The sequence below is a fragment of the Bacillus sp. P4_D3 genome (assembly GCF_056401855.1).
The window spans coordinates 1-2800 of sequence record NZ_JBFUIN010000400.1 but is presented as its reverse complement, the minus strand read 5'-3'; the positions used below and the strand labels follow the sequence as shown (position 1 = coordinate 2800).

At 35.6% G+C, this 2800-nt stretch carries 3 protein-coding genes; all 3 read right to left on the bottom strand.

The genetic code is table 11. The features are described 5' to 3' along the window. Window positions 1-364: 364 nt before the first annotated feature. Window positions 365-1363, bottom strand: a complete 999-nt coding sequence (gene bioB, locus AC1DTM_RS21745) for a biotin synthase (RefSeq protein WP_002160589.1) — start codon at window positions 1361-1363, stop codon at window positions 365-367. A gap of 1 nt (window position 1364) precedes the next feature. Continuing rightward, the gene (bioC, locus tag AC1DTM_RS21740; RefSeq protein ID WP_078172857.1) at window positions 1365-2174 is read right to left on the bottom strand and encodes a malonyl-ACP O-methyltransferase BioC; all 810 of its coding nucleotides are present in this window, start codon (window positions 2172-2174) and stop codon (window positions 1365-1367) included. Continuing rightward, a partial coding sequence (locus AC1DTM_RS21735; protein ID WP_477000851.1) for an alpha/beta fold hydrolase occupies window positions 2140-2800 on the bottom strand: 661 nt, incomplete at its 5' end. The genes AC1DTM_RS21735 and bioC, both read right to left, overlap by 35 nt.

Sequence of the window (2800 nt, the reverse complement as noted above, 5' to 3'; positions counted from 1 at the left end):
CTTTTAAATCCTTTCCTTCTGTTTCAAGTCCAAAATGTTCAGCTTTCGTTCGAAAATGCTGTTCAATTCTTTGTTGCATTTCTTTTTGTTCAGGATTTTCAGCCGCCTTAACTGGATCAGCACTTATCGCTTTTATTAAAATCAGACAAGTCATAATGGCTAATATGTATTTGTACATGTAAAATCCTCCAACCCGATATAAATTACATTTTTACTATGTACAATTAGAGCTTGGAAAATTCGTCCACAAAATTATTTTTCTCGTTCAAAAGTGACTACTATCAAGCGTTAATGGACTTTTATTACATTTTTTTACAAAAAAAAAAAAAAACAAACCCTTTAAAGAGTTTGCTTTTCATCTATCTTATAGCGCACATTCTTCAATCTCAAATCCTAAATCTTCAATCATACCCCAGTCCGCAGTCGGCTCTTGTCCAGCTGTTGTTAAATAGTCCCCGACAAAGATAGAGTTTGCTGCAAATAAACCAAGTGGCTGTACAGAACGTAAATTAAGTTCTCGACCGCCTGAAATACGAATTTCTTTTGTTGGATTTACAAAACGCATCATCGCCAGCACTTTTAAACATTCTACAGGTGTTAATTCTTTTTGTCCTTCAAGCGGAGTACCCTTTACAGCAACAAGAAAATTACACGGAATAGAATCCGCATCTAAACGTTGTAATTCAAATGCAATTTCAGCGCGCTGTTCAATCGTTTCTCCCATTCCGAAAATTGCTCCAGAGCATGGAGAAATACCGGCTTGCTTCGCTTTTTGGACTGTATCAACACGATCGTCATACGTATGCGTTGAACAAATGCTATCATAATTGTTAGCATGCGTATTTAAATTGTGGTTATAACGATGCACACCAGCTTCTGCTAACTGACCTGCTTGATCTTCATTTAAAAATCCTAAACAACAGCAAATTTTTAAATCTGTCGTTTCACGAATTTCCTTAACTGCTCCAATAACGTGATTTACTTCTTTATCCGTCGGACGACGACCAGATGCAACAATACAATATGTACCTGCTTTACGACGAATTGCTTCGTGCGCTCCTTCAACAATTTTCTCTTGTGTTAACCATGCATACTTATCAATCGGTGCTTCTGAAATAATAGACTGTGAACAGTACCCGCAATCTTCAGGACATAATCCAGATTTCGTATTTATAATCATGTTCAACTTTACTTTCTTACCAAAATGATGATGGCGAATGATGTAAGCTGCATTCATAATTTCTAAAACCTCTATATCATCAGCTTCTAATATTGCAATTGCATCTTCTTTCGTAATCATTTTCTCTTCTACTACGTCGTATGCAAGTTTTTTCCAATCCCTTTTTGTTTGTACTTGTTTCATTTCATCTCTTCCCCTCTTTTGTTATATACGTAAATAAAGCATGATATGTTGCTACTATCCCTTCTTTTTCCGTGAAGTCTCTTTCGTATATACGAAGCATCGTACGAAAGAGTGAAGGGCTTTGACAATAAGACTCTTCATTACTATTGGTCGCTCCTACTTTTCGAATAGAATGTAGGAATTCCCTAACTTCTGCAAATCTTTCTATGTAACATGTTTCAGAAACATGCACATCCCCTGTTTCTATCTTGCATATATGAAGCAACTGATCTTTCGAATAAAAACGTTGACCAATCAAAGTTTCATTTTGGATGTTTTTTTCCTCTTTCGCTCGCTGAAACGAAGCATGGAGCTCTTGAAAAGTTTCTTGTCCAAAGGTGGAAAAAAGTACTATCCCATCTGTAGACAAATGATGAAATAAATTTCTTATCACTTGTTTTACATTGTTAAGCCATTGAAATGTGGCATTCGAAATAATAACATCATATGATTCTTCTAATCGTAATCGTTCAATATCCTCACAATGAAACGTCACATTTTCGGTATTTTGTCTAGTTTTTGCAATCGTAATCATACTTTCAGCAAAATCAACGGCTGTAATTTGTGCTTTTGGAAATAACTTTGATAATTGCTCTGTGACATAACCTGTCCCGCATCCAAGTTCTAAAATACGTATTGATGATGTTTCACTATATCGCCGCTTCAATATAGAAAGTAACGAATGTGCCATCTTTTTTTGTACATTTGCATATTGATCGTAAGATACGGCTGCCCCATTAAACCGTTTTTGTAGTAACGTTTTGTTGATCATGTCGTATCCCCTCTACAAATTGGATTATCTCATTCGCRCAATATTCGAAATTCGTTACACATAATGCATGACCAGCCCCGCTTACTACTTTTAGCGTAGCATTCGTATTCTCCGTCATATTATGAGCTGCGGATAATGGACATATCACATCCTGTTCTCCATGAAGAAGTAACAACGGGACTTTGATATCTGTTAATTCGTTTCTCATATCTGTTTCTATTAAATAATCTAAGCCTAATTGTAAAGACTGAATCGAGTCCCCTTTAAAATTCAGCGCAATCTCTTTAAAACTCGTATTCTCCTTCAGCTCATTTTTTGTAAATATATTTTCATAGAAACGATTCAAAGTATCTTCTTTCTTTCTCGTTAAATTCTTTTTCATACGTTCTACATGCAAAGAATTMCATCCGCTTGTATAGTCGCTCGTATTTGTAAATTTAGCAGTACCACCAATTAGTACAATACCTTTCGCCTTAATCTTTTTATAAGCTTGAATTGCCGCTAATGCTCCTAATGACCATCCAACTAAAATTACATTTTCATCACGTGCTACCTCTATTATTCGTCCCGCAAATTCACTTTGTTCTTTCACATTACGCCAATCTAAACATTGAACAGGATAGTCT

Bases quoted from the DNA above. Each gene is read 5' to 3' on its own strand.
- bioB (WP_002160589.1), bottom strand. From the start codon at position 1,363: ATGAAACAAGTACAAACAAAAAGGGATTGGAAAAAACTTGCATACGAC.
- bioC (WP_078172857.1), bottom strand. From the start codon at position 2,174: ATGATCAACAAAACGTTACTACAAAAACGGTTTAATGGGGCAGCCGTA.